Source organism: Streptomyces justiciae, from assembly GCF_015163075.1.
GTDB classification, from domain to species: Bacteria; Actinomycetota; Actinomycetes; order Streptomycetales; family Streptomycetaceae; genus Streptomyces; species Streptomyces justiciae.
Map to the genome: position 1 here is coordinate 513,878 of NZ_JADDXU010000002.1, position 24,178 is coordinate 538,055.

The window sequence follows — 24,178 nt, forward strand, 5'->3', positions numbered from 1 at the left end:
GGCCGTCAGGCCAGCGGGGTCACCGTCACCGAGTCGATCACCGGGGCGTGGGCGGACCGCTGGCCGTAGGTGTTCTTGGTGACGCCGTCGAAGTCGGGGAGCTCGTCGGCGGTGAACGTGACGGTGTTGGCGCCCTGTTGAAGGGTGACGGGGACGGCGAGCTGCCAGAAGTTGTTGAAGTGGAAGGTGGTGGGGAACAGGACGCGCCGGGTGCTGTCGCCGTTGACGCTGATGTCGGCGTGGCGGCAGACCGGGTCCGGGTTGTAGTGGGTGCCGGGCGGCTGCTCGCCGTTGGAGTAGCGGATCGTCAGCGCATGACGTCCGGGGCGGTCCGCCGTCACCGTCAGGGTGAGCGCGTTGCCGGGGCCGTGTCCCACACCGTCGACGGCCTTGCCGCCGGTGGCGTACGAGAAGGCGCCGACCTTCGCGGTGCCGCTCAGTTCCCCGTCCTCGGCGGCGTACGTCGTGGTCGGCAGCACCCCGCGCGACGGCCCCACGCTCAGCCGGTCCACGACGAGTCGGTCCGAAGTCGCCGTCACCGTCACCTTGTTGACGCCTCCTGCGAGAAAGAGCGGGATCTCCGTGTGCGGGACGGCACCGATCTCCTCGCCGTTGACCGTCAGCACGGCCTCGCCCTCCCCCGCCAGGGTCACCGCGGCCTCCCCGTCGTCCTCGGCGTGCACCCAGAACGTCACGGTGCCGCCGCGCGGGAGCACGGCCGCCGAGCCGTGGACGCGTGCGCCGCCGCCGAGGGCCGCGTACAGAGCGTCGTACGTCGCGATGGACTCCGTGTCGCGCAGGGCGAGTTCGATCCGGTCGACGACCGCGTCACCCCGGGTCGCTCCGAGGTCGGGGTCCTGAGCGGCCAGGGTGACGCGGTGCGGGCCGGCGGTCAGGCGCACCGTGGTGTCGGTGTGGCCCCACACGGCCCACTTGTAGCCGAGCGGCAGGCGCAGTTCGCGCGGGTCGTCGCCGTCGACGCGCAGGAAGACGTTGGTGGGGCCGTGCTCGCGCACCAGGTCGGCCTGGTTGTGGGAGTTGGCGTACACGCGGAGGTCGTACGTGCCGTCCCGCGGGACTTCGACGTCGAAGGCGAGGACGAGGTCGGAGCCGGTGCGCAGACCGCCGACGTGATGGCCGCCCGAGGTGGCGAACTTGTCGACGTCCGCCGGAGATCCCTCGGGACCGTTCTTGGCGTAGCCACTGCCGGTGTACGCGGCGTCCTCGGCCTCGTACGTCCGCCGCCAACCGGCCGGGGACGACACGGGCGCGCCGGCGGGCGACAGGATCAACTGGTAGGCGGACATCGCGTCGAGGCCGGTGAGGGGCAGCGCGAGCCGGCCGTTCACCACCGGGAGCTCGCCCTCCCTCACGACCAACGGCCGGCCGGAGGCGCCGAGTTGGCCCGTCCACGGAATCTCCTGGAGCCGGGCGTGGACGGTGGCGCCGAAGACGTCCGGGTCGATGTGCTCGACGACGACCTCGGCGGCGCCGTCGGCCCCGCCGAACAGCACCCGCGCCTGCCGCTTGTCGCGGTCGAGCGTGGCGACGCCCTGGAGGGTGTACTGCACGTTGGGGTGGGGCGCGGTGACCGCGACGGTGTTGCCGGTCAACTGGCCGTAGGCGTTGAACAGCCACCACTGGCCGTTGGCCTTGTTGGCCTCGACCGCCGAGTCGTTGAGGTTGCCGGCGATGTTCCAGTACGCCATGTCTGCGTCGACCTTGGACTCCTCGATCGCGGAGATCCACTGGATCATCTGGCCGGGGACGGAGAGGTGGTAGTTGTGCGCGTACTCGTTGAGGTTGACCGGGAGCGGGCCGATGCCCAACTCCCGCTCCCACGCCCGGTATTCGGCGACGTTGGTGCGCACCTCGGCGGGTGAGGAGAGCTCGTGCCAGGTGATGACGTCGGGCAGGACGTCGTTCTCCTTGGCGAACCTCAGGAATCCCTTGATCTCGGGGTAGAGGACGCAGGTGTTGGGGCCGGCGATCCGGGCGTCCGGGTGGCGGTCCTTGATCATGCGGTACACGTCGCGCCAGGCGGCGAAGTAGTGGCGCGGGTCGGTGCGCCAGGAGGTGCGGTCGTAGCTCCACTCCCCCTCGCCGAACATGTTGCCCTCGGGTTCGTTGAACGGCACGAAGACGACGTGGGACGCCAACTCGCCCATCGTCAGGACCTGTTCGACCTGTTTGCGGATGCTCTCCTTGAATCCGGCAAGGCGTTCCTCGCCGGTCGCGCCGGGCCATTCGTAGGGGAAGCCGCGCAGGATGTCGGTCATGTAGAGGTAGACGTCCCGGCCGCCCGCCGCGACGAAGGCAGGGAGGATCTCCAGGCCGTCGGCTCCGGGGTGCTGGACGCCGTCCTGGGCCTTGGTCGCGACCGTGCGGACGTACATGCCCTCGACTACGGCCCGGCTCGGGACCCCGTCGCCGTACAGGCCGTAGAGCGTGCCACTGGCGCCGCCGTGGAAGGGGCCGGTCTCGGTCCCCAGGTCGACGGTGAGCGTCTCGGCTGCCACGGCGTCCCTCTTTCGCCAGGACATGCGCTTGTTCGGCATGTCGTACACCAGTCGGCAAATCGAACCGACCGTAGAGACCGGACGTGGATCACGTCAACGGTGCGCGCGCCTCCTGGGCACGTCCCTCGGCGGGATCAGGCGCGCAGCGCCCCCAGCCGCCCTTCCAACTGACCCAGCAACTCACCGAGCAGTCCCGCGAGTTCGCCCTGACGCCGCTGGTCGAGGACGGACAGGACGGCCGTCTCGTACGCGAGTTGCTCGGGCAGGATGCCGTCGACGATCTCGCGGCCCGCGTCCGTGAGGCGGACGTGGGCGACGCGGCGGTCCCGGGTGTCCCCGCGGCGTTCGACGAGGCCACGCTCGGTCAGCTGCTTGAGGCGCTTGGTGACGGCGGCGCCGGAGGAGAAGGTCTCCCGGGCCAGGTCGCCCGGCGTCAGTTCGTGCCCGGTGCGGCGCAGGGCGCCGAGCAGGTCGAACTCGGGGCGGCTGAGTCCGGCCCGGCGCAGTGGGGCGTCCTCGGCCTGCTGAAGGAGGGCGGCGCAGCGGTTGACGCGGCCGATGATCTCCATGGGGCCGGTGTCGAGACCGGGGTGGACGGCCTGCCACTGCCGGACGACCGCGGAGACGGTGTCGCCCCCGGTCGCGTCCGCCTGCCGTCCGTTCGGTGCCGTCATGGCCGTATGCCCTCCGTCGTCGTGCTCCGGCGCACCTCCTGGTGCCGTACCGTCGCGGCGAGCGTACGGTGTCCGGTCTGCTCGGCGCGCACGACCCGCTCCTGGGGCAGCGCGCCCTGCCACCACTCGCCGGACGCGGCGTCGACGGCGGCCCGCAGCTCCACCAGGTGGGCGGCGAGGGCGCGACGGGCCGACTCCAGGGCGCGGGAGTCGGGGTGCGGCTCGGCGAGGAGGCGGGCGGTGTGTTCGCGGGCGCGTTCCACGGCGGCCAGCGTCCGCTCGATGCGGTTGCCCGCGCGGCGGTTGGTGACGACGATCGCGGCGCCGAAGCCGACCAACGCGCCGACGAGGGTGTCCACGACCCGCTCGGTGATCAGCCGGCCGGGCTCCTGGAAGCCGGCGAACTCGGTGATGAGCAGCGCCATCGGGGTGACGCAGACGCTGCCGAGCCAGTAGTTGCGGCCGATGAGCGCCTCGGCGCCGAAGTTGAAGGCGAGGCAGACCAGGACGAGGGCGGCCGGGCCGAGGTGGGCGAGCGGGACGACGGCGGCGAAGAGGAGGACGCCGGCGAGATTGCCGACGACGCGCTGGACGCCGCGGCTCCAGGTGAGGGTGAGGTTGGCCTGGTAGAGCGAGGCGGCGGTGACCAGGGCCCAGTACGGGCGGCCGACGCCGAGCGCGAGGGAGGCGTATCCGGCGAGGGCGCAGCCGATGGCGGTGCGCAGGGCGAGCGGGGTCAGCGGGCCGAGCCGGCGCCACAACGGGGTGGCAGGGGTGGCGAGTTCGGCGTCGACGCCGAGGAGTTCGCCGTGGTCCTCGGTGGGCGGGACAGGACCGTTGCCGCGTAGGTCGCGGGCCCAGGCGCGCAGGCGTCGCGGGTCGGAGTCGACGGGGGCCGCGAGGGCGACCTCCGCGCGGACGACCAGCCGGTCCAGGGCGCGGCGGGTGGGGGTGCGGGCGCCGGCGGACAGCAGGGACTGCCAGGCGGCCTGGATCGCGGCGGCCGCGGCGGCCCTGCTCCGGGGGTCGCCCTGCTCGACGTACGCGGCCGTGGCGTTCAGGGCATGTGCGGTGGCCCGGCGCTCCGGGCCGTGCGGCCGGACCAGTCCGGGCGCCATGCCGACGATCCAGGCCCAGGCGCCCGCCGCGAGCGCGAGGGCGAGGTGGCCCGGCACCTGGGCGAGGGTCTGCGGGGCGAACAGGGAGGCCGCGGTGATGAAGGTGAGGACCACGTTGCCGGGCGGGCCGACCCGGGTCGCGTCGCACAGCACCTTCTGCACGGCGGCCAGCAGGGCGCCGACGGCGACCAGGACGGCGGCGCTCGTGGTGAGCGAGGCGGTGACGAGGGAGACGGCGAGGCCGCCGACCATGCCGAGCACCACCCAGGCCAGGGCGCGGGCCCGTGCGGCGTAGGGGCGGTTGTGGGCGTACAGCGCGCACAGGGAGCCGGCCATGGTGTACATCGCCAGGTCGAGACGGCCGAGCGCGAGCAGGGTGAGGTTCGGCGGGGCGACCGCGGCGACGACGCTCAGGGCGGGCTTGAACCAGATGTCCGAGGGGCGGCCGAGTCGGAGGACGCCGGCCAGGGGGAGGCGCCGGACGCGTGAGGGGGCGGGGGCGGGCGTGGCACTGCTCATGCTCATAAGCTTAACAGGTGTTTTACCTGTAAAAGATAGCTGGCGACCTGCTGTGCTCCGTCGAATGCTCCCCGTGTACACCCTTGCGCTTGCGTGCGCGCCGCGTGACCGGGGCATCCCCTCCCCGTCCGACCGTCTAGCGGGGAGGCGCGTGTGCACGGACCGGCTTCGCCCGGCTGGCTGCTGGTCGCGCTGTGCGCGGCGACCGGGGCCTACTGCCTGCTGCGGATGCGCAGCGACGTCGAGGAGCAGCGCCGCGCGGCGGGCGGCGAGGCGCTCATGGGCTTCGGCATGGCCGCGATGGCCGTCCCGGCCGCGGTGTTCACCCCGCCCTCGTGGGCCTGGGCGGCGTACGCGGCCGTGTTCGGAGCGGCGGCCCTGCGGGCCCTGTGGGCGGCGCGGACCAGCGCCCACCATCTGCATCACCTGGTGGGGGCGTCGGCGATGGTCTACATGGCGGTCGTGATGGCGGCGTCACCCGGGCATCACGGCGGCGGCTCCGGGGTTCCCGTGGTGACGGGGGTACTGCTGCTCTACTTCATGGGCTACGTGCTGCTCTCCGGCGTACGGCTGGTGCCCGCCACGGCCGGGGGCGGAACCGTCGGGTGGGGCGACCGGCCCGAAGTGGCGCGGGCATGCCGGCTGTCGATGGGGATCGCGATGGTGGCGATGCTGGCGACGCTCTGACGACTCCGCACCACTGTGGCCGTAGCCGTGTCCTGCGTCACTTTGCCGCGGGATGTCGTACCCGTGGGCGGCGGGCCGCTCATAGGGTGCTCCCATGATGGTCCCCGCGGCACTGTTGCTGCTCGGCGCCCTGACCGCCGTAGTCGCCCCTCGGCTACTCGCCCGGGCCGACTGGCCGGACCGTGAACCGGTGGTCGCGCTGTGGGCGTGGCAGTGCGCGGTGGCGGCCGTACTCCTGTGCTGCGCCCTGTCGATGACACTGAGCGCGGCGGCGGCCTGGCAGGCGGTGCGCGGCCATGTGTTCGCGCCGGCACCGCGCTCGGTGGTGGAGGCCTACGCGCTCGGGGCGGGCGGCACCTGGGCGGCGACAACGGCCGTGACGCTGGCGCTCGGTGGGGTGTGGAGCGCGGCGATGCTGGTGCGCGAGGTCGTACGGGCGCGGGCGCGGCGTCGGCTGCGCCGGGCCGAACTCCTGGTACGGGCCCCGCTGTTGCCCGGCGAGGAGGGCAGCACCGGTCGTCTCGTGGTCCTCGAGGGTGAGCGCCCCGACGCCTGGTGGCTGTCCGGTCCGGCACCCCAACTGGTCGTCACCACGGCCGCGTTGCGACGCCTGAAGGGCCGTCAGCTCGATGCCCTGCTGGCCCATGAGGAGGGGCACGCGCAGGCCCGGCACGACTGGCTGCTGCACTGTTCGTCGGCGTTGGCGGGCGGGTTTCCCCAGGTGCCGGTGTTCGCGGCGTTCCGCGACGAGATGCACCGGCTGGTCGAGCTCGCCGCGGACGACATGGCGTCCCGCCGCTTCGGCCGGTTGACCACGGCGCTGGCGCTGGTGGAACTCAACGAGGACCGCGGTGTGTTCGGCCCCGGCCCGACCCCGCAGGCCCACGTGCCCCAGCGCGTCCACCGCCTCCTCACGCCCCCGGACCGGCTGCCGCCCACCCGGCGCCTGGGACTCACCGCCACGGCGGCGCTGGTGCCGTTGGTGCCGCTGCTGGTGGCGTTCGTACCGGGGTTGCGGGCGCTGGGCTGGGGCGGCTGAGCGGCGGGCGCCACCCGGTCGTCGATCCCGGCGGTCCGGCTCGATACCTCGTCACCCTCGCCACCACGGCGTGATCCACGGGGCAACCGGCGGAATTGGCCTCCGGCCCCCATGGTCGGCGAGGATCGTTGTATGCACTCCCCGCCCGTCGACGCCCCGCCCAGCCCGCCGGACCACCGCATCGCCGTCCGGGCGGCCGGGGTCCTGACCGTGTGCTCCGTGCTGCTCCTCACGCTCGTCGCGGTCCGCTGGCATCCCCTGATGAGCTTCGACGGGGACATCGCCGACACGACCCATCGGTGGGCGGTCGAGGATTCCGGGCTGACCCACACGTTCCGCATCCTCACGGACTGGGTGTGGGACCCGTGGACGATGCGATTGCTGTGCGCGGTGGTCGTGGTGTGGCTGGTGTGGAGACGGGCGGCGTGGTGGACGGCGGGGTGGCTGGCGGTCACGTGCGCGGTCGGCACGTTGATCCAGCAGTCCCTCAAGGCGGCGGTGGACCGGCCCCGCCCGGTCTGGCCGGACCCGGTCGACACGGCCCACTTCGCGGCGTACCCCTCGGGTCACGCGATGACGGCCACGGTCGTCCTGGGCCTCCTCCTGTGGCTCCTGCACCACCACGGCGTGCGCCGCGCCCTGTGGCGCACGGCCCTCACCCTCTCCGTCGTCTCCGTCCTGGGCGTCGGCCTCACCCGCATCTGGCTCGGCGTCCACTGGACCTCGGACGTCCTCGGCGGCTGGCTGCTGGGCGCTCTGGTGGTGGCGGTGGCAGTTCTGGTGCACGGGCGTCGACAGGCGTGAGGTACACGTACGTGGGGCCGCCCGAGATCAGGGCGTCGGTGCGACCGGGCTCCGAGGGCCGCGCCATCCGCTCCGCCGCGGATCTCGACGTCTGGGTGTCCGAGCGGGGCGCGGACGAGGCGGCCGAGCCGTACACCTTCGTCGTCGACCTGGACGGCGTCCTGCGGCTCGCGCCCCGGCGCAGCGAGCATGTGGCGTGTGCCGGGGGTCGTGCCGTCCTGGCCGCGGGCGAGATGGCATTCGTCCGCGTCGCGGGGCGCTGGACCGTTCACGAGGTCAGCAACCACTCGACCGGCTACTGCCCGGACCTGGCGTCATGGGCGGCGGTCGCCCACGCGCTCGACCTGGCCGGTGTCGCCCGTCCCGGGCGCTTCACCCACGAAGTGGTGTTCCGGCGCTGCGAGGGCTGTCGTGCGTGTTCGGTCGTGCGCGAGGGGGATTTCGTCTGTGTGTTCTGTGGCGGTGAGCTGCCTCTGGAGTGGAACGTCGGCTCGTAGGATCTCCGCATGATCGCTGTGCTGTTCGACTTCTCCGGGACCCTCTTCCGTATCGAGTCCGCCGAGTCCTGGTTGCGGGGCGGGCTCGCCGAGGCCGGGATCGTGCTGGCCGAGCGGGAGGTCGTCGAGACGGCGCGGGCGCTGGAGGTGGCGGGGGCGCTGCCGGGTGGCACGAGCCCCGTGCGGGTGCCCGAGGAGATGGCCGGGGCGTGGGCGACGCGCGACGAGAGCGCCGAGCTGCACCGGGCGGTGTACACGGGGCTGTCGCGACAGGTGGCGCTGCCGGACCCGGCGCTGCACGACCTGCTCTACGACCGCCACATGTCCCCGGCCGCCTGGCGGCCCTACCCCGACGCCGGCAAGGTGCTGCGGGCGCTGCGCGAGCGCGGGATCGCCATCGGGGTCGTCAGCAACATCGGCTGGGATCTGCGGCCGGTGTTCCGGGAGCACGGGCTCGACCCCTACATCGACGCCTATGTGCTGTCGTACGAGCACGGCGTCCAGAAGCCCGACACCCGGCTGTTCGCCGCCGCCTGCGCCCACCTCGGCGCGGAGCCGCACCGGACGCTCATGGTCGGCGACGACCGGCGGGCGGACGGCGGGGCCGCCGCGCTCGGGTGCGCGGTGCACTTCGTGGATCATCTGCCGGTGACCGAGCGGCCGGACGGGCTGCTGCCGGTGCTGGATCTGGTGGACGAGGACGGAAACGCCTCGACGGCCGACTGAACGGCGGGCCAGTAAGTAGCCTCAGGCCACCAGTGGGGTGAGAAGAACCGTCCGTCTCGGACGATCCCCCGCGTCGCCCGAGACGGACGGTAGCCCTGACCAGCCGTTTCATCGGCCGATCCGGACGCGTTGAGTATAGTTGGCTGGCAGCCAGTCAACGCAGGAGTTACAGCATGTCCCCGCGCAGCGCCTCGGTCAATGAAGAATTGCGGCGGCGATCCCGTGAGCGGCTGCTCCAGGCGGCGGTCGAGGTGGTCAGCGAGCACGGGTACGAGGCGACGACGCTCGGCGACATCGCGGACCGGGCCGGCTCCGCGCGCGGACTGGTGTCGTACTACTTCCCCGGCAAGCGCCAGCTGGTGCAGTCCGCCGTGCACCGGCTGATGCACCGCACGCTGGAGGAGGCACTGGAGCGGGAGCCGCACACCGAGGACGGCCGGGAGCGGATGGCGCGGGCCATCGACGCGATCCTGGGCCTGGCCCGGGACCGGCCGGTGCTGATGCGCCAGCACATGGCGGGACTGCTGCAGGCCGAGGGGTTCATGCCGTGCCCGGAACAGCGACGCCTGGCCGAGCTGCTGCGGGACACCGTCGCACGGCACGGCTCGCCGGATCCCGACGCCGACTACCCCATGCTGCGGGCCCTGTTGATGGGCTCGGTCTACGCCGCCCTCGTGCCGGGCGTGCCGATGCCGCTGCCGGTGCTCCGTGCCGAACTGTTCAAACGCTACCGGCTGGACTGGGAGTTGGGAGTCCCGCCGGACACCGAGGCGGCGTCCGGCGGGACGGGCGACACGGATCTGTCGCGGTTCTTCGCGACCGGGGCCGCACCGGAGTGCGGCCCTGAGGGTCAGTCGAAGTAGTCGGGCTGCGTCTGGGTGTTGAGCTCCTTCAACCGGACCCACTTGGCGGGGTCGGTGCGCCGGTCGCTCAGCTTCAGGACGTCGAAGCCCTTGGCGATGTCGTTCGAGTAGATGTAACCGTTGTAGTAGTACGCCGACCAGGAACCGCCGACGGTGAGCGTGTCGGTGGTCAGCGGGCCGCGCTCGAAGTAGCCGATCTCCTTGGGCTTCGAGGAGTCGGTGAACTCCCAGACGGAGACGCCGCCCTGGTACCAGGCCTGGACCATGATGTCCTTGCCCTTGACCGGGATCAGCGAGCCGTTGTGGGCGACGCAGTTCTCGGTGTCGGCCTGGTGGCGCGGGATCTTGAAGTAGCTGCGGAAGACGAGCTTGCGCTTGTCGCCCTTGCCGACGATGTCGTAGATGCCGTCGGCACCGCGGTTCGCGCCGACCGTCGCGTTGCAGGTGGCGCCGACGCCGCCGCCCAACTCGTCGGTGAACACGACCTTGTTCGCCTTCTGGTTGAAGGTCGCCGAGTGCCAGAACGCGAAGTTCACGTTGTCCTGCACCTGGTCGATGACCTTCGGGTGCTCCGGGTCGGCGATGGAGAACAGGATGCCGTCCCCCATGCAGGCGCCCGCGGCGAGGTCCTTCGAGGGCAGCACGGTGATGTCGTGGCAGCCGGTGGTCTTGGAGACACCCGGGTTGGTGGGCGCGCCCGGGTTGCCGCCGCCGTCCGGGCCCTCACCCGGGAACAGCACCGGGAAGCCCACGACCGCCGCCTTCTCGGGGGCGTTGCGCGGCACCTTGATGACCGAGATGCCGTCGTGCGGGGGCTGGCAGTCGGGGTAGGAGGCGTTCGGTGAGTACGAGGAGACGTAGATGTAGACGTTCTTGCGCTCGGGCACCAGCGTGTGGGTGTGCGAGCCGCAGGCGGTCTCGACGGCGGCGACGTACTTGGGGTTGGTCTTGTCGCTGATGTCGAAGACCTTCATGCCCTCCCAGGAGGACTTCTCGGTCGCCGGCTGCGTGGTGCTGTTGCAACTGCTGTCGCTGCGCGAGGAGTCGGTCGACAGGAACAGCAGGTTGCCGGAGACGGAGATGTCGTTCTGGGAGCCGGGGCACAGCACCTGGGCGACCGTCTTCGGCGCCTTCGGGTTGCTGATGTCGAAGATGCGGAAGCCGTCGTAGTTGCCGGCGAAGGCGTACCTGCCCTGGAAGGCGAGGTCCGAATTGGTGCCGGGCAGCGCGTCCTTGGGGATGTTGGTCAGGTGCTCGATGTTGTCGGAGTGGACGACCTCGTCCTTGCCGGGTATCTCGCCGTCGGCTATCGCGGCCTTCACCTGGGCCTCGGTGCTCTGCGACACCTCCTTGCCGGAAGCGGCCGTGCCGTCCCCGGGGTCGGGGGTCGCGGCGGCCGGGACGGCTGTCAGCAGGGCCGCGAGGAGTCCGGTCGCGGCGGCGACAACTCCCAGGCGTCTGTGGCGGGTTCGGGGATCTTTCAGGATCACTGCTTCCTCCCTGGTTCCGTTCGCCTCGGAACGGTTCACACACCACCGAAGTATGGTCTTGACCATGCACACACCAACAGGGGGCAACAGAATCGCAATGAAGTTTTCTGCTCGATAAACCGCGGAAGCGTGCTAGGACAGTCACGGCACTCACGAGGTGCCACCCAACCCGCCTGCCACAGGAGGTCGTTGTGCTCATCCGCCGCGCGTCCCTCGCCACGGTGACCGTTCTGGTGATGCTCGGCCTCGGGGCCTGCGACTCCGACTCCGATGGCAAGTCGGCGGCGGCGACCGGACCTTCGGTGCTCGCACCCGGCGAGCCCGGCGAGGCGAACCGCACCCTGTCCGCCGAGGAGGCCGCGGATCAGCGGGCCGAGGACGACTCCCCCAACTCGGCGGACGTCTCGTACGCCCGGATGATGATCGTGCACCACACCCAGGCCCTGGAAATGACCGAACTCGTCCCGGACCGCGCCGAGTCCACCAAGGTCAAGAAGCTCGCCGAGCGCATCGCGGCGGCGCAGGAGCCGGAGATCGAGGCCATGGAGAGCTGGCTGACGTCGTACGACAAGGACACGAAGCCGGGCACCCACGACCACGCCTCGATGCCGGGCATGGCCACCGAGGCACAGTTGAAGAAGCTGAAGGCGGCCAGAGGGAAGGCCTTCGACCAGCTGTTCCTGACCCTGATGATCACGCATCACGAGGGGGCGCTCACCATGGCCACGGACGTGAAGGGGCAGGGCAACAACATCCGCATCGAGGAGATGGCCGACGACGTGGTCGCCCAGCAGACGAGCGAGATCTCCAGGATGCGGGACATGCTGTAACACGCGTGTTCAGCGGCGCGCGTGACGTGGTGTCAGGTAGCCGGCGTCACGGGCCTGAGCGATCATCCTGAGCGACTTGCGGCGGCTGTGCCCGGTCGCGCACATCACCGCGAGCACCGGGTCGACGCCCTCCTCCTGGGCCGCCCGGTACTCCTGCGCGACGAGCCACCGCCCCTCGACGCCCCGCGGCCACGCGGGCCGGGCCCGCCGCGAGACGCCCGGCTCACCCTCCTCCGGAACCGGTCCGAGGCCGCACGCCTCGAAGAGCGGACCCTCGATCCAGTCGGCGAGGACCGCGAGGTCGTCCAGGGAGAGCGCCGGCTGGGCCCGCACATCCTCCAGGGAGGCGCAGCCGTCGGCCACCACGGCCAGCAGGTCGACCCGGGCGCCGTCGGTGAACGCCAGCCGGACGTGGAACCACGAGGTGGCGACCTCGTCCTCCTGCACTTCCCACGCGGGCCACACGGACACGGCACCGTCCGTCGGACAACGATCAGAAAGATTAAGAAACGATGCTTCTAGCACACACGGAACGTAACCGCATGATCACTTTCCATACCAACGGACACGCGTCCCCGGCCGCGTACAGCACCCTGTCAGCGCAGCAGCCGCGGTGCGATGCTGGAGACATCAGCGATCTGCTCTGATCCCCACGGGTAAGGAGTACCGCCGTGCTTCGTGTCGCCGTCGTCGGCTCCGGGCCGAGCGGGTGCTACACCGCCCAGAGCCTCGTCCAGCTGGACCCCGCGGTGTACGTGGACGTCCTGGACCGGCTGCCGTGCCCGTACGGACTCGTCCGCTACGGTGTGGCCCCCGACCACGAGAAGATCAAGTCCCTCCAGAACAACCTGCGCACGGTCCTGGAGCACGAGCGGGTCCGCTTCCTCGGCGGCGTCAGGATCGGCGCCGGCGGAGTACCGACCGCCCGGCTGCGGGAGCTGTACCACGCCGTCGTGTACTGCGTGGGCGCGGCGACCGACCGGCACCTCGGCATCCCCGGCGAGGACCTCCCGGGCAGCTTCTCGGCCACCCAGTTCGTGTCCTGGTACAGCGCCCATCCGGACGCCGTCGACGACGGTTTCGTCCGCGCGGCCCGCTCGGCGGTCGTGATCGGCGTCGGGAACGTCGCCGTCGACGTGACCCGGATGCTGGCCCGCGGCCCCGCCGAACTGAGCCCCACGGACATGCCTCAGTCGGCCCTCACCGCACTGACCGCGAGCCGGGTGACGGACGTCCACATGGTCGGCCGCCGCGGCCCCTCCCAGGCCCGCTTCACCACCAAGGAGCTGCGCGAGCTGGGCGACCTCCCGCACACCCAAGTGGCGGTGGACCGCGCGGAGTTGGCCCTCGACCCCGCCTACCTGGACCCCTCACCGCTCCCCGCCGCCCAACGCCGCAACGTGGAGGTGCTGCGCGGCTGGGCCGACTCCCCACCGACGGAGACTCCGCGCCGCATCCACCTCCGCTTCTTCCTGCGCCCCGTCGAACTCCTCGCCGAGGCGGGCCGGGTGAGCGCGGTGCGCTTCGAGCGGACGGTGCCGGATGGGCACGGCGGCGTGACCGGCACGGGCCAATACGAGGAGATCGAGGCCCAGTTGGTACTGCGCTCGGTGGGCTACCGCGGAGTCCCCCTGGAGGGCCTGCCGTTCGACGAACAGAACGGCACGGTCCCCCATCTCGCCGGCCGCGTGCTGCGCGAAGGCGTGGTGTCGCCGGGCGAATACGTGGCCGGCTGGATCAAGCGGGGCCCGACAGGAGTCATCGGCACAAACCGCCCGTGCGCGAAGGAGACGGTGACGTCGCTGCTGGAGGACGCCGACATGCTCGTACGCGCGCAGCTCCCGGATGATCCACTCGCGGCGCTGCGGGCGGAAGGTGTCGAACCGGTCGAGTGGGCAGGCTGGTGCGCCATCGAACAGGCAGAGGCAGAACTCGGGGCTTCGCTCGGACGCGGAGTAGTGAAACTCCCTGACTGGGGAGCACTGCTGAACGCCGCGCACGGCAATGCCGGTTAGGGGCGCGGGGCTGTATCAATATGCGGCTCCGCCGCGTGGGCGCGACCAGCCACACACAACCCGCACCGAGCAACGCACCCGCAACACCCCCGAAATCAACAATCTGTTCAAGGAGCCTACGGTCCCACCCATGACCACGCACCCTGTCGACGAAGTCCCACCCGCCCGCCACCTCCTCGCCTTCGGCCTCCAACACGTACTCGCCATGTACGCCGGTGCCGTCGCCGTCCCCCTGATCGTCGGCAGCGCGATGAAACTGTCGCCCGCGGATCTGGCCTATCTGATCACCGCCGACCTCCTGGTGTGCGGCATCGCGACCCTCATCCAGTGCATCGGCTTCTGGCGCTTCGGCGTACGCCTGCCGATCATGCAGGGCTGCACGTTCGCCGCCGTTTCCCCCATGGTGCTGATCGGCACGACCGGCGGCGGCCTCCCCGCGATCTACGGTTCCGTCATCGTCGCGGGCCTCGCGATCATGCTGCTCGCGCCGGTCTTCGGCAGACTCCTCCGTTTCTTCCCGCCGCTCGTCACCGGCACCGTGATCCTGATCATCGGCCTGTCACTGCTGCCGGTCGCGGGCAACTGGGCGGCGGGCGGGGTAGGTTCGGCGGACTTCGGGGAGCCGAAGAACCTGGGCCTGGCGCTCTTCGTACTCCTCGTGGTGCTGGGCGTGCAGCGCTTCGCGCCCGCCTTCCTCAGCCGGATCGCGGTGCTGATCGGCATCGTGGTCGGGTTGGCCGTCGCCGTGCCGTTCGGGTTCACGGACTTCGACGGGGTCGGCGACGCCGACTGGCTCGGGATCAGCACGTCGTTCCACTTCGGGGCACCCACCTTCGAGGCCTCGGCGATCGCGTCGATGCTGGTGGTGGCGCTGGTGACGATGACCGAGACGACCGGTGACCTGATCGCGGTCGGCGAGATGACCGACCGCAAGGTCGAGCCCCGCACGCTGGCGGACGGTCTGCGCGCCGACGGCCTGTCGACCGTCCTCGGCGGTGTCTTCAACACCTTCCCGTACACGGCGTACGCCCAGAACGTCGGCCTCGTCGGCATGACCCGCGTCCGCAGCCGCTGGGTCGTGGCCGCCGCGGGCGGCATCCTCGTGCTGCTCGGTCTGCTGCCCAAGCTGGGCGCGGTGGTCGCGGCGATACCGGCGCCCGTGCTCGGCGGCGCGGGGCTGGTGATGTTCGGGACGGTGGCCGCCAGCGGCCTCAGGACCCTCTCGACCGTCGACTTCAAGGGCAACAACAACCTGACGGTGGTGGCCGTCTCGGTGGCGATGGGCATGCTGCCGGTCGGTGTGCCGACGGTCTACGAGAAGTTCCCGGACTGGTTCCAGACGGTGATGAACAGCGGTATCAGCGCGGGCTGCCTGACGGCGATCGTGCTGAACCTGCTGTTCAACCACCTTCCCTCGAAGTCGGATTCAGCCGAGCCGGACGGCCTGGCGGTCGGCGGCGCCGAGAAGGGCGTCCAGGAGCCCCGGGAAGAGGTCGTCTAGGTCGTCCTTGCGCAGGCCGTTCATCTTGGCCGTGCCCCGGTAGATCTGCCGGATCACCCCCGCCTCGCGCAGCACCCGGAAGTGGTGCGTGGTGGTGGACTTGGTGACGGGCAGCTCGAACTGCGAACACGTGAGCTCGTCACCGACGGTGGCGAGCTCTCGCACGATCGCGAGGCGCATCGGGTCGGAGAGCGCGTGCAGAACCGGCTCCAGCCGGATCTCGTCCCGGGCCGGGTGCGGCAGGTCACGGCTGCTGACAGCGGGCGAGGTCACGGCGGCTCCACCTCTTCGAGAAGGCTTCGGGAAGGCTTTCGGAAGCCTTCGGGATGGCTTCCGATGCCTTCGGGACGCCCATTGTACGAAACCCTTCGTAGTTTGACATCCACCGTAATACGATGGCTATCGTACGAGTCGAGCACTGGTCCCGTGACGAATTGGAGCCCGCCGTGAGCGCACTCTTCGAGCCCTACACCCTGCGTGACCTGACGATCCCCAACCGGGTGTGGATGCCGCCGATGTGCCAGTACTCCGCGGCACCCGAGGGCCCGGACACCGGGGCGCCCAACGACTGGCACTTCGCGCACTACGCGGCGCGGGCGGCCGGCGGTACGGGCCTGGTCATCGTCGAGGCCACGGGCGTGAGCCCCGAGGGCCGGATCTCGCCGTACGACCTCGGCATCTGGAACGACACCCAGGTCGAGGCGTTCCGCCGGATCACCCGCTTCCTGGTGAGCCAGGGCACGGTCCCGGGCATCCAGCTCGCGCATGCCGGGCGCAAGGCCTCGACGGAGCGACCCTGGAAGGGCGGCGCGCCGGTCGGGGCGGAGGGTTACGGCTGGCAGCCGCACGGGCCGAGCCCGGTGGCGTTCGACGAGGAGCACCCGGTGCCGACCGAGCTGACGGCCGCTCAGATCCGGGACATTGTCGGGCAGTTCGCGGATGCCGCCCGTCGCGCCCTCGCCGCGGGCTTCGAGATCGCCGAAATCCATGGCGCCCACGGCTACTTGATCGGCAACTTCCTCTCCCCGCACTCCAACCACCGCACCGACGCCTACGGCGGCTCGTACGAGAACCGCACCCGCTTCGCGCTCGAAGTCGTGGACGCCGTACGGAAGGTGTGGCCCGAGGACAAGCCGCTGTTCTTCCGGATCTCGGCGACGGACTGGCTGGAGGAGGGCGGCTGGACGCCGGACGACACCGTCCGGTTCGCCGCCGATCTCCAGGCCCACGGCATCGACCTGCTCGACGTCTCCACCGGCGGCAACGCCTCCGGCGTGCGGATGCCGATCGGCCCCGGCTACCAGGTGCCGTTCGCGGCCCGCGTCAAGGCCGAGACGACGCTGCCGGTCGCCGCGGTCGGCCTGATCACCGAGCCCGAGCAGGCCGAGAAGATCCTGGTCAACGGCGAGGCGGACGCCGTGCTCCTGGGCCGTGAGCTGCTGCGCAACCCGTCCTGGGCGCGGCAGGCCGCGCGGGAGCTGGGCGGGGACGTGCACGTGCCGGAGCAGTACCACCGGTCGGTCTGAGCCGACGGCCCGCGGCTTCGGGAGGACCGGGACCTGGGGAGTACGTGCCGGTCCTCCCGAAGAAGTAGGGCGGCCCCGGCGGTTGCTCCCCCCAGGTCAGGGGTAATGCCTTCCCAGGCACGATGTGCCAGGCGCCCGCGACAGCGAGGCTGTTGGTATCAGGCATGAGGAGGGCGTCATGAAGGGCCAGACCCGTATCCGTGTCATCCGCAGGCCCGCCCCGCGCCGGGACGAGACGATCGACCGCAGGACACCGTCGGGACGACTGCTGCCGTACTGACGGCACCTGCGGCCGGAGCCGTCAACCGACCGTGCAGGCCGTTCCGTTGAGACTGAAGGCACCCGGCGCCGCACTGTTCCCGGTGTGGGTCGCCTGGTAGCCGATGCTGACGCTCGCGTTCGGGGCGAGCGTCGCGTTGTACAAGGCGTTCGTCGCCGTCACCGCGCCGGAACTCGGCGCGTACGTGGCGTTCCAGCCGTTGGTGATCGTCTGCCCGCCGGGCAGCGTGAAGGCGAGCTGCCAGCCGTTGACCGTGCTCGTGCCGGTGTTGGTGATCGTCACGGACGCGGTCAGGCCGGTGTTCCAGGCGTTGGTGGTGACGGTCACCTTGCAGGGCCCGGCCGGGGGTTGGGGCACGGTGCCGCCGCTGTCGAGGCCGAAGAACGTGAGCACGCGGGCGGCCATCCCCCAGGCGTACAGGTTGTGGCCGACGCCCTGGAGGCTGATCGCCTCGACCTGGGCGCGGTCACCGGTGCCGCCGTAGCGGGTGCGGGTCCAGCCGGACTGGGGCGAGTCGGTGGCGGCCGGGGTCTGGCTCACCCCCTGCACGTTCGTCCACTGCTTGATCTCCTCGCCGAAGTTGGGATAGCGCAGCACGTCGTCCTCGGTGCCGTGCCACAGCTGCATGCGCGGGCGGGCTCCCGTGTAGCCGGGGTAGGCGGCGCGGGCGATGTCGCCCCACTCCTGCGCGGTGTGGGTGATCGTGCCCTGCGCGCAGGCGCTGTTCCACTCGGAGCCGTCGGTGGTCGCGAAGCAGCCGAACGGCACGCCGGAGAATGCGGCGCCCGCGGCGAAGACGTCCGGGTAGTCGCCGAGCAGGACGTTGGTCATCATCGCGCCGGAGGAGATGCCGGTGGCGAAGACGCGGCTGGTGTCGGCGTCGTAGGCGTCGACCGTCCAGTCGACCATGGACTTGATGCCGACCGGGTCGCTGCCGCCGCCGCGCTTGAGGGCCTGGGGCGAGGAGACGTCGAAGCACTTGCTGGAGCGGGTGACGGACGGGTACACGACGATGAACCCGTACTGGTCGGCGAGCGAGGCGTACTCGGTGCCGGAGTACATCGCCGGCCCGGAACCGGTGCAGTAGTGGACGGCCACCAGGATCGCCGGATGGGCGGTGACGGTCTCGGGGACGTACAGGTACATCTGCAGGTTGCTGGGGTTGGCGCCGAAGTTGGTGATCTCGGTGAGGGTCGCGGTCGGGGCGGCCTCCTTCGCGGCGGCCGGGGGTGCGGTGAGGAGCGCGGCGGCGAGTAACGCCACCAGCATTCCGTGGAGCGCGACAAGGACCGCGCGCAGCGGTCTCCTCGCGAGGGTGCCGGCAGTGGCGGACACGGTGGGGTCCCTTCGTGATGGCGGCTCGTGGGGGCATCGCTGAGGGGAGCAAAAGGAATGGTGGCATGCACATGGCCACCATGGAAGCGCTCCCACGCCACAGAAACCTTCTGCGCGAAGCGTTGACCAGAAAGCGCTTACCCTCTACGTTCCGTTCAGCAGGGTGACCGAACGGCGCGATTTTCCCTGGGAGAGCCGCATGGATCTGTGCGCGTCGTTCGTAATGGCACACATCGTTCATGTATGCGATCAACGACCAAACCCCCCGCACAGAAGGAATCGGGACATGACTTCTTCACCACCTCCCCGCACACACCGGCGCGCACTGACCGGCGCGACGGCCGCACTCGGCCTCTCAGTTGGCATGATCATGGCAATCAACACGCCGACCGCGAGCGCCGCGACCTGGCCCACCCCGACCAGCAGCAAGGCGGTCACCGCCACCATCTCGGTGTCCGGCACCAAGGACTACGGGATGCAGCGCCTGTACGGCTCAGGCGACCTGGGCAGCGGCAGCCAGGACGAGGACCAGGGCCCGATCCTGAAGCTCGCCGCCGGCACCGTCCTGAAGAACGTCATCATCGGCGCGCCCGCCGCGGACGGCATCCACTGCGAGGGAAGCTGCACGCTGCAGAACGTCTGGTGGGAGGACGTCGGCGAGGACGCGGCGACGTTCAAGGGCTCCTCGTCGTCGAACGTGTACACCATCTCCGGTGGTGGCGCGAAGGAAGCCAGCGACAAGGTGTTCCAGTTCAACGGCGCCGGGACGCTCAACGTCTCCAATTTCGCGGTGAAGAACTTCGGCACCTTCGTCCGCTCGTGCGGCAACTGCTCGACGCAGTACAAGCGGACGATCAACCTCAACACCATCGAGGCGACCTACAAGGGCAGCAAGCTCGTCGGCATCAACACCAACTACGGCGACAGCGCGACCCTGCGGGGCATCACCATCGTCGGGGACTCCAGCAAGAAGATCGTCCCCTGCCAGAAGTACATCGGCAACAACACGGGCAAGGAGCCGACCACCAACGGTTCGGGTCCTGACGGGACGTACTGCAAGTACTCGTCCTCGGACATCACGTACAAGTAGTCACGTCAGCCCGTCTCCCCCCACGGTGAAGGCGGCCGTCCGAAGCGTCCCCGCACGGCGCTTCGTACGGCCGCCGCATCATGTGCGGCTCACGGCGTCCCGAGTTCGCGCCGGTAGTCGGCGTACGCGGTGCGCAGGGCGCCTCCCGGCCAGTCGGCGGGCAGGAGTTCGGCGGGCAGGACCGGGTCCGCGAGCAGATGACGTACGACCGCCGCGAACGCGGTGAAGCGGTCGGCGGGGCCGTCCACGCGCGCGGTGTGGGCGAGCAGGGCCCGGCCCTTCGCGGCCCAGGCGTCCAACGGCCAGAGAGCCGCCGCCAGTTCGGCAGCGGGGCGCTCGGGACGGGCCGTGCACCGCTCCCCCACCTGGGCGAGGTCGTCCGGCAGCGGGCGGCTCAGATTGGCCGGGCGCAGCCAGACACCCTCCCGGAGCTCGGCGAGCCGCAGCGAGGCCAGCCGGGTCCGCAGATCGGCCCGTTCGGCGGGGCCGCGACCGGTCGCCGTGATCACGAACATCTCCCAGTCGCCGTCCCACGCGCGCGTGCGGGGATGCACGGCGTCGTCCTGGCGCCGCTGCCGCTCCAGGAGCCGGTCGCTCAGGCGGTGGACGGTGTCGGTGCGGCGCAGGTCACCGGCTGCGACCATGCGGCTGAGCGCGGCCCGCGCGGTGGAGCCGCCGACACCGAAGGGCTCCACCCGGCGGACCAGCTCCTTCACCGGCAGCTCGGGCGGATGCGCGCCCAGCAGCAGGCTCAGGACCACCGAGCGTGCGGACAAGGGACGCAGTTCGAGCTGGTCGGGCTGCTCAGCCTGGTTCGTCCGCATGGTCACGTACTGTATTGCGTATTGCAGCATTGCTACAGCCGTAGAGATAGTGCAACACTCGATCCATGGTCTTCTCACTGGCCCACGAGGGCAGCGCGACGCACGACGTCACCAATCAGCCCCCTCCCCTGGCCCCGTACGACGCGTCGGAGGACGCGGCCCTGCTGGAGGGGCTGCGCAGAGAGGGCGCCGGCTGGGCCGAGGAGGACGTACGGCGGATCGGCCGGCTCGCGGGCAGCGCCGAGGCGCAGGAGTGGGCCGCTCTCGCCAACCGTCACGAGCCCGAGCTGCGCACGCACGACCGCTACGGCCATCGCGTCGACGAGGTCGACTTCCATCCGAGCTGGCACCACCTGATGCGGACCGCGGTCGCCGAGGGGCTGGCCGGCGCGCCTTGGGCCGACGACCGCTCAGGCGCCCATGTGGCGCGTACGGCGGGCGGGTTGGCGTGGGGGCACACCGACGCCGGGCACGGCTGTCCGACCTCGATGACGTACGCCGCCGTCCCCGCGCTGCGTCACCAGCCGGACCTCGCGAAGGTCTACGAACCGCTGCTGACCGGCCGGGAGTACGAGCCGGACCTGCGTGTGCCCACCGAGAAGCGCGGGCTGCTGGCGGGCATGGGGATGACCGAGAAGCAGGGCGGCTCCGACGTCAGGACGAACACGACGGTGGCCGTGCCGACCTCGGAGCCGGGCGTGTACACCCTGCGCGGGCACAAGTGGTTCACGTCGGCGCCGATGTGCGACGTGTTCCTGGTGCTGGCACAGGCACCTCAAGGGCTGTCCTGTTTCCTGGTGCCGCGCGTCCTGCCCGACGGCAGTCGCAACACCTTCCGCATCCAGCGGCTGAAGGACAAGCTCGGCAACCGGTCGAACGCCTCCTCCGAGCCGGAGTTCGACGGGACCGCGGCCTGGCTCGTCGGGCCCGAGGGGCGGGGCGTGAAGACCATCATCGACATGGTCAACTGCACGCGCCTCGACTGCGTGATGATGTCGGCCACGCTGATGCGCAAGACGCTCGTCGAGGCGGGACACCACGCCCGGCACCGCAGCGCGTTCGGGGCCCGGCTGGTCGACCAACCGCTGATGCGCAACGTCCTCGCCGATCTCGCCCTGGAGTCGGAGGCGGCCACGACCCTGACCCTGCGGCTGGCGGGCGCGGCCGACCGGGCGGTGCGCGGGGACGTGGATGAGCAGGCGTTCCGGCGGATCGCCACCGCCGTCGGCAAGTACTGGGTCACCAAGCGGGGCCCGGCCTTCACCGCGGAGGCCCTGGAATGCCTCGGCGGCAACGGTTACGTCGAGGACTCCGGCATGCCCCGCCACTACCGCGAGGCTCCCCTGCTGTCGATCTGGGAGGGCTCGGGGAACGTCAACGCCCTCGACGTACTGCGGGCGTTGACGCGGGAGCCGGGGACCGCCGAGGCCCTGTTCGGTGAACTGGCCCTGGCGCAGGGGGCGGACGCCCGGCTGGACGCCGCGGTGAGCCGCCTGAAGGGCTTGTTGCGCGACGGCTCGGAGGCCGGGGCGCGGCGCCTGGTGGAGCAGATGGCCCTCACCCTCCAGGCCTCCCTCCTGGTCCGGCACGCGCCGCCCGCGATCGCCGATGCGTTCTGCGCGACCCGGCTCGGCGGCGACTGGGGGCACGCCTTCGGGACGTTGCCGGATGCGGCGGACGTGGGGGCGATCCTGGGGCGGGCGTTGCCCACTGGCTGAGCCGCATTGGCCGACAGACCGTCACCCCGTGATTCCGCTTCGTTGTCAGTGCCGTGGTGCAGACTCGGGATCACTTGGCACTACGCCTGGGGAGGGCAGCGTGTTCACGGGGATCGACGAGGTCGACTGGGCTTCGATGCGGCATGCGTACGGCAGCGCGGAGGACGTTCCGGGACTGCTGCGGGGGCTGGCCTCCGCGGACCCGGCCGAGCGGGAGATCGCGCTCGACGGGATGTACGGCGCCGTGCACCACCAGGGAGACGTGTACGACTCGACGCTCGCCTGCGTTCCGTATCTCTTCGCGCTCGCCGCGCGCGAGGAGGTGCGGGACCGGGGCGGGATCGTGGAACTCCTCGTCAGCATCGGTGGCGACGGGGAGGTCCCCGAGGGCGCGGGCGCGGGTCACGCCATGGCCTGTGCGGCGGTCCGGGCCGGCGCGGAGGTCTTCGTCCGGCTGGCCGCGGATCCGGACGCGAGAGTGCGCCGGACCGCCGCGAGCGCCGCCGTGCGCTTCCTCGACCGGCCGGAGCGGGTGCTGAGCCTGCTGCGCGAGCGGCTCACGGTGGAGCGGGACGACCGGGTGCTGCTCGCGCTGACCGAGAGCCTCGGTTTCCTGGCCCGTCGGCACCCCGGGCACACGGCGGAGGTGGTGGATCTCCTCACGGCCCTGAGCAGGGCGCCCTACGGCCCGGAGCAACGGCTGGCCGCGCTGGGGCAGTTGGCGGGCAGCGCGCCCGACCGGCTCCCCGCCGACCTGGTGCCCATGGCCGTCGGACTGCTCCGGGAGCGGTCCGGCCAACGCCTCGACCCGTCGTGCGAACCCGATCGTCCGGACACCAACACGCTGGTGGGCCGGCTGCGGCGGCTGCGCCCCTCGGACGAGGAGGGCTCCCAGCTGCTGCGGACCCTGCACACCGCGCTCGGCGGCCGGCTGGCCGACCGGATCGCCCTGCTGAACGGACAGTTGACGAGCCCGGACCCGACCGACCGGTGCAACGCGATGTGGATGTCCTCAGGGCTCTTCCGCGACTGGCGCGCCGACTACAGCACGCCCGTCGCCCTGATCGGCGCCCAGCTCGCCGCCGAGGAGGACCAGTTGCGCGATGCCGCGACCTACGTCCTCGAGAACCTCTACCATCTGGCCGCGCCCGCCGCCGACGATCTGCACGCCCTGGTGACGTCCCGCCCCGACCTGTGGGTGCGGCACTGGGAACACGGCGCGCCGACGCTGGGCGAGCCGCTCAGGGCGCTGGCCAGGTGCGGGGATCCGCGCGCGGTGCCGGTGCTGGGGCAGCTCCTGGCCACCTCCGACGCTCCCTACGACCTGGGGCAGGTCGTCGACCACCTGGGCCCGGCCGCCGCACCTCTCGCGCCGGCGCTGCGGGAGAGCCTCGCGGGTCTTTCCTTCGACGGCCCCGACGACCACAGCCGTGCGGTGGCGCTGCTGTCGGCGCTCACGGCACTGGAGGACACCAAGAGCGTGCCGGTGATCCTGCGGCTGCTGACCGGGCTGCCGGAGCACAGGATGCGGTCCTTCGTCATCGGTGCGGCGCTCCGCGCGCTCGGGGCGTCCGGTGCCGGGGCCGTCGAGGCGATACCTGTCGTGCGGAGGCTGTTGGCGGGGGAGCACGCGATCGAGGCCGCGGATGCGCTCTGGGCCCTGGAGGGCGACGCCGAGGCCGTCCTCCCCGTTCTGGTGATGCCCGAGGGCGATGGCGTCGCGCAGAGGAGGGCGGCCGAGGTGCTGGCCCGGCTGGGTCCGGCGGCCGCGCCCCCGAGGGCCGGACTCCGGCGGGTGGTCGAGGACCCGAACGTCTGGGTGCGGACGCCCGCGGCGTGTGCGCTGTGGCGGATCGGCGACGAGGCGGAAGCGGATCTGGTTCTTCCGCTGCTGCGGGACACCTGGACGGGGACGCCGGCCCTCCGGCAGCCCATCGTCGAGTGTGTCGCGGCCATGGGCCCGGCGGGGGCACCGTTGCACGATCTGCTGCGGGCGGAGCTGGCCGCCCCGCAGCGGCACACGGCCCCGTCCGAGGTGCACTCGCCCCTGGCCGTCCTCTCCGACGAGCAGTTGCTGCGGAGCTGCCGGGAGGCACTCGGCGTCGGCTGACGACCGAACTGCC

21 protein-coding genes are annotated in these 24,178 nt (G+C 71.3%); 13 read left to right on the forward strand and 8 right to left on the reverse strand.

Translation table 11 applies throughout. The annotated features are described in order from the left end of the window. Positions 1 to 5: 5 nt before the first annotated feature. The 3 genes from IQ210_RS06370 to IQ210_RS06380 all read right to left on the reverse strand — a co-directional run bounded on the left by IQ210_RS06370 (position 6) and on the right by IQ210_RS06380 (position 4,830). On the reverse strand, positions 6 to 2,543 hold the full coding sequence (locus IQ210_RS06370) for a carbohydrate-binding protein (RefSeq protein ID WP_194078198.1): 2,538 nt from the start codon (positions 2,541 to 2,543) through the stop codon (positions 6 to 8). Positions 2,544 to 2,653: 110 nt separating this feature from the next. Next, positions 2,654 to 3,193: a MarR family winged helix-turn-helix transcriptional regulator gene (locus IQ210_RS06375; RefSeq protein ID WP_194077855.1), complete on the reverse strand. Its 540-nt coding sequence runs from the start codon at positions 3,191 to 3,193 to the stop codon at positions 2,654 to 2,656. Then, positions 3,190 to 4,830 carry an FUSC family protein gene (locus IQ210_RS06380; protein WP_194077856.1) on the reverse strand — a complete coding sequence of 547 codons (1,641 nt, stop codon included), beginning with the start codon at positions 4,828 to 4,830 and terminating at the stop codon, positions 3,190 to 3,192. Before IQ210_RS06380 ends, IQ210_RS06375 begins: the two co-directional genes overlap by 4 nt. A gap of 153 nt (positions 4,831 to 4,983) precedes the next feature. On the opposite strand from IQ210_RS06380, the gene IQ210_RS06385 reads away from it, so the two are divergent. From IQ210_RS06385 to IQ210_RS06410, 6 genes are all read left to right on the forward strand, one after another. After that, positions 4,984 to 5,517 carry a DUF5134 domain-containing protein gene (locus IQ210_RS06385; RefSeq protein WP_194077857.1) on the forward strand — a complete coding sequence of 178 codons (534 nt, stop codon included), beginning with the start codon at positions 4,984 to 4,986 and terminating at the stop codon, positions 5,515 to 5,517. A 94-nt stretch (positions 5,518 to 5,611) separates the two neighbouring features. Continuing rightward, positions 5,612 to 6,556: a M56 family metallopeptidase gene (locus tag IQ210_RS06390; protein ID WP_194077858.1), complete on the forward strand. Its 945-nt coding sequence runs from the start codon at positions 5,612 to 5,614 to the stop codon at positions 6,554 to 6,556. A gap of 132 nt (positions 6,557 to 6,688) precedes the next feature. Continuing rightward, positions 6,689 to 7,360, forward strand: coding sequence for a phosphatase PAP2 family protein (locus tag IQ210_RS06395; RefSeq protein ID WP_194077859.1), 672 nt, complete (start codon positions 6,689 to 6,691; stop codon positions 7,358 to 7,360). Beyond that, positions 7,357 to 7,857: a hypothetical protein gene (locus tag IQ210_RS06400; protein ID WP_194077860.1), complete on the forward strand. Its 501-nt coding sequence runs from the start codon at positions 7,357 to 7,359 to the stop codon at positions 7,855 to 7,857. The genes IQ210_RS06395 and IQ210_RS06400 overlap by 4 nt, the downstream gene beginning before the upstream one ends. 9 nt (positions 7,858 to 7,866) lie before the next feature. Then, positions 7,867 to 8,583 carry an HAD family hydrolase gene (locus IQ210_RS06405; protein WP_194077861.1) on the forward strand — a complete coding sequence of 239 codons (717 nt, stop codon included), beginning with the start codon at positions 7,867 to 7,869 and terminating at the stop codon, positions 8,581 to 8,583. Between the two features lie 173 nt (positions 8,584 to 8,756). Further along, the gene (locus IQ210_RS06410; RefSeq protein WP_194077862.1) at positions 8,757 to 9,446 is read left to right on the forward strand and encodes a TetR/AcrR family transcriptional regulator; all 690 of its coding nucleotides are present in this window, start codon (positions 8,757 to 8,759) and stop codon (positions 9,444 to 9,446) included. Here IQ210_RS06410 and IQ210_RS06415 read toward each other — a convergent pair. Continuing rightward, positions 9,434 to 10,936 (reverse strand): LVIVD repeat-containing protein, encoded by a 1,503-nt coding sequence (locus tag IQ210_RS06415; RefSeq protein WP_407699685.1) that lies wholly within the window; start codon positions 10,934 to 10,936, stop codon positions 9,434 to 9,436. The genes IQ210_RS06410 and IQ210_RS06415 overlap by 13 nt on opposite strands. A gap of 236 nt (positions 10,937 to 11,172) precedes the next feature. Between IQ210_RS06415 and IQ210_RS06420 the strand changes: the two genes are divergently transcribed. After that, positions 11,173 to 11,766: a DUF305 domain-containing protein gene (locus IQ210_RS06420; RefSeq protein WP_194078199.1), complete on the forward strand. Its 594-nt coding sequence runs from the start codon at positions 11,173 to 11,175 to the stop codon at positions 11,764 to 11,766. A gap of 9 nt (positions 11,767 to 11,775) precedes the next feature. On the opposite strand, the gene IQ210_RS06425 is transcribed toward IQ210_RS06420, so the two are convergent. Continuing rightward, positions 11,776 to 12,237, reverse strand: a complete 462-nt coding sequence (locus IQ210_RS06425; RefSeq protein WP_194077864.1) for a DUF6214 family protein — start codon at positions 12,235 to 12,237, stop codon at positions 11,776 to 11,778. A gap of 200 nt (positions 12,238 to 12,437) precedes the next feature. On the opposite strand from IQ210_RS06425, the gene IQ210_RS06430 reads away from it, so the two are divergent. Together IQ210_RS06430 and IQ210_RS06435 are read left to right on the forward strand one after the other, a co-directional pair. Beyond that, positions 12,438 to 13,781, forward strand: a complete 1,344-nt coding sequence (locus IQ210_RS06430; RefSeq protein WP_194077865.1) for an FAD-dependent oxidoreductase — start codon at positions 12,438 to 12,440, stop codon at positions 13,779 to 13,781. A gap of 130 nt (positions 13,782 to 13,911) precedes the next feature. Next, positions 13,912 to 15,282 (forward strand): nucleobase:cation symporter-2 family protein, encoded by a 1,371-nt coding sequence (locus IQ210_RS06435; protein ID WP_194077866.1) that lies wholly within the window; start codon positions 13,912 to 13,914, stop codon positions 15,280 to 15,282. Here the strand turns inward: IQ210_RS06435 and IQ210_RS06440 are convergent. Next, positions 15,208 to 15,555, reverse strand: coding sequence for an ArsR/SmtB family transcription factor (locus tag IQ210_RS06440; RefSeq protein WP_194077867.1), 348 nt, complete (start codon positions 15,553 to 15,555; stop codon positions 15,208 to 15,210). The two genes, IQ210_RS06435 and IQ210_RS06440, sit on opposite strands and share 75 nt — an antisense overlap. A 173-nt stretch (positions 15,556 to 15,728) precedes the next feature. Here IQ210_RS06440 and IQ210_RS06445 point away from each other — a divergent pair, with 173 nt between their 5' ends. After that, complete coding sequence (locus IQ210_RS06445; RefSeq protein WP_194078200.1) at positions 15,729 to 16,808, forward strand: NADH:flavin oxidoreductase/NADH oxidase; 1,080 nt, start codon at positions 15,729 to 15,731, stop codon at positions 16,806 to 16,808. Positions 16,809 to 17,109: 301 nt separating this feature from the next. Here IQ210_RS06445 and IQ210_RS06450 read toward each other — a convergent pair whose 3' ends face one another. Further along, a complete protein-coding gene (locus IQ210_RS06450; protein WP_194078201.1) occupies positions 17,110 to 18,357 on the reverse strand; it encodes an extracellular catalytic domain type 1 short-chain-length polyhydroxyalkanoate depolymerase in 1,248 nt (415 codons plus the stop codon). Positions 18,358 to 18,709: 352 nt separating this feature from the next. Here IQ210_RS06450 and IQ210_RS06455 point away from each other — a divergent pair, with 352 nt between their 5' ends. Next, entirely contained in the window at positions 18,710 to 19,513 is an 804-nt protein-coding gene (locus IQ210_RS06455) for a pectate lyase (protein WP_194077868.1), read from the forward strand. Positions 19,514 to 19,602: 89 nt separating this feature from the next. Here IQ210_RS06455 and IQ210_RS06460 read toward each other — a convergent pair whose 3' ends face one another. After that, positions 19,603 to 20,337: a PaaX family transcriptional regulator C-terminal domain-containing protein gene (locus tag IQ210_RS06460; protein ID WP_194077869.1), complete on the reverse strand. Its 735-nt coding sequence runs from the start codon at positions 20,335 to 20,337 to the stop codon at positions 19,603 to 19,605. 65 nt (positions 20,338 to 20,402) lie between these two features. Here IQ210_RS06460 and IQ210_RS06465 point away from each other — a divergent pair, with 65 nt between their 5' ends. Both IQ210_RS06465 and IQ210_RS06470 read left to right on the forward strand, forming a co-directional pair. Next, the gene (locus tag IQ210_RS06465; protein ID WP_194077870.1) at positions 20,403 to 22,055 is read left to right on the forward strand and encodes an acyl-CoA dehydrogenase family protein; all 1,653 of its coding nucleotides are present in this window, start codon (positions 20,403 to 20,405) and stop codon (positions 22,053 to 22,055) included. Positions 22,056 to 22,155: 100 nt separating this feature from the next. Further along, the gene (locus IQ210_RS06470) at positions 22,156 to 24,165 is read left to right on the forward strand and encodes a HEAT repeat domain-containing protein (RefSeq protein WP_194077871.1); all 2,010 of its coding nucleotides are present in this window, start codon (positions 22,156 to 22,158) and stop codon (positions 24,163 to 24,165) included. Positions 24,166 to 24,178: the final 13 nt, after the last annotated feature.

Bases quoted from the DNA above. Each gene is read 5' to 3' on its own strand.
- IQ210_RS06370 (WP_194078198.1), bottom strand. From the start codon at position 2,543: ATGTCCTGGCGAAAGAGGGACGCCGTGGCAGCCGAGACGCTCACCGTC.
- IQ210_RS06375 (WP_194077855.1), bottom strand. From the start codon at position 3,193: ATGACGGCACCGAACGGACGGCAGGCGGACGCGACCGGGGGCGACACC.
- IQ210_RS06380 (WP_194077856.1), bottom strand. From the start codon at position 4,830: ATGAGCAGTGCCACGCCCGCCCCCGCCCCCTCACGCGTCCGGCGCCTC.
- IQ210_RS06390 (WP_194077858.1), top strand. From the start codon at position 5,612: ATGATGGTCCCCGCGGCACTGTTGCTGCTCGGCGCCCTGACCGCCGTA.
- IQ210_RS06395 (WP_194077859.1), top strand. From the start codon at position 6,689: ATGCACTCCCCGCCCGTCGACGCCCCGCCCAGCCCGCCGGACCACCGC.
- IQ210_RS06405 (WP_194077861.1), top strand. From the start codon at position 7,867: ATGATCGCTGTGCTGTTCGACTTCTCCGGGACCCTCTTCCGTATCGAG.
- IQ210_RS06410 (WP_194077862.1), top strand. From the start codon at position 8,757: ATGTCCCCGCGCAGCGCCTCGGTCAATGAAGAATTGCGGCGGCGATCC.
- IQ210_RS06420 (WP_194078199.1), top strand. From the start codon at position 11,173: ATGCTCGGCCTCGGGGCCTGCGACTCCGACTCCGATGGCAAGTCGGCG.
- IQ210_RS06435 (WP_194077866.1), top strand. From the start codon at position 13,912: ATGACCACGCACCCTGTCGACGAAGTCCCACCCGCCCGCCACCTCCTC.
- IQ210_RS06450 (WP_194078201.1), bottom strand. From the start codon at position 18,357: ATGCTGGTGGCGTTACTCGCCGCCGCGCTCCTCACCGCACCCCCGGCC.
- IQ210_RS06455 (WP_194077868.1), top strand. From the start codon at position 18,710: ATGACTTCTTCACCACCTCCCCGCACACACCGGCGCGCACTGACCGGC.
- IQ210_RS06460 (WP_194077869.1), bottom strand. From the start codon at position 20,337: ATGCGGACGAACCAGGCTGAGCAGCCCGACCAGCTCGAACTGCGTCCC.
- IQ210_RS06465 (WP_194077870.1), top strand. From the start codon at position 20,403: ATGGTCTTCTCACTGGCCCACGAGGGCAGCGCGACGCACGACGTCACC.